The sequence below is a fragment of the Streptosporangium sp. G12 genome (assembly GCF_052983175.1).
In genome coordinates, this window is the sequence record NZ_JBRIQO010000087.1 from 1 (window position 1) to 1,406 (window position 1,406).

The following is a 1,406-nucleotide window of genomic DNA, read 5'->3' on the forward strand; positions in this document are numbered from 1 at the left end:
GAGGTGCACTGCCTGCTCGGCCAGAACGGCGCCGGGAAGTCCACGCTGATCAAGACTCTGGCGGGCGCTCACCAGCCCGACGAGGGGACGATCACGCTCAACGGTGAGGAGGTGCGGCTGTCGAGCCCGATCGCGGCGATCCGGCTCGGGATCTCCACGATCTACCAGGAGCTGGACCTGGTCGACGGGCTGAGCGTGGCCGAGAACGTGTTCTTGGGTCATGAGCCGGCCCGGATGGGGTTCGTGGGCCGCTCGGAGGCGGCGCGGGCGACGCGGGAGTTGCTGGCGCGGCTGGGGCACGCGGAGATCCGCCCGTCGACGGAGGTGGGCCGGTTGTCTCCGGCGGCCAAGCAGGTGGTGAGCATGGCGCGGGCGCTGTCGCACGACACCCGGTTGATCATCATGGACGAGCCGTCGGCGGCGCTGGCCCATGACGAGGTGGGCAACCTGTTCCGGATCATCCGGGAGCTGACCGCCCAGGGGGTGGCGGTGGTCTACATCTCGCACCGGCTGGAGGAGATCCGCGAGATCGGGGACCGGGTGACGGTGCTCAAGGACGGCCGCACGGTCGCGGTGGGCCTGCCGGCCAAGGACACCCCGACCTCGCAGGTGGTGTCGCTGATGACCGGCCGCAACGTCGAGTACGTCTTCCCCGAGCGACCCGCCCCCGGTAGCCACGACGGCAAGGCGGAGGTGCTCCAGGTGCGTGACCTGAGCATTCCCGGCCGTGTCTCGGGCGTGTCGTTCTCGGTGCGGGCGGGGGAGATCGTGGGGCTGGCCGGTCTGGTCGGCTCGGGCCGTTCGGAGATCATCGAGGCGGTGTACGGGGCGCGGCGGTTCTCCGGCCAGGTGGTCTTGGAGGGCAGGCCGGTGCGCCGGGGCGGTGGCACGACCGGTGCGGTGCGCCTGGGCATGGGATTGGCGCCCGAGGAGCGCAAGGCGCAGGCGTTGCTGCTGGACCAGAGCGTGTCGCGCAACATCAGCCTGGCGAGTTTGGGCCGGTACTCGCGGCTGGGCTGGATGGACCGGCGCCGGGAGGCGGCCGACGCGCGGGAGATGGTGCAGGCCCTCGACATCCGTCCCTCCGATCCGGAGCGGCCGATCAAGACGTTGTCGGGCGGTAACCAGCAGAAGGCGGTGCTGGCCCGGTGGTTGCTGAACGACCGCAAGCTGCTGCTGCTTGACGAGCCGACCCGCGGGGTGGACGTGGGGGCTCGGGCGGAGTTGTACGCGCTGGTGCGGCGGCTGGCCGATGAGGGGATCGGGGTGTTGCTGGTCTCCAGCGAGGTTCCCGAGGTGCTGGGGCTGGCCGATCGGGTGCTGGTCCTGCGGGAGGGCCGGGTCATTCGTGAGGCCGGTGCCGGTGAGCTGGACGAGCACGCCGTCCTCGACATGATCATGGAAGG

1 protein-coding gene is annotated in these 1,406 nt (G+C 70.8%); it reads left to right on the forward strand.

Annotation, left to right across the window (positions count from 1 at the left end):
• The coding region (locus tag ACVCAG_RS45700; RefSeq protein ID WP_447191665.1) for a sugar ABC transporter ATP-binding protein at positions 1-1,406 on the forward strand (1,406 nt) is incomplete at both ends.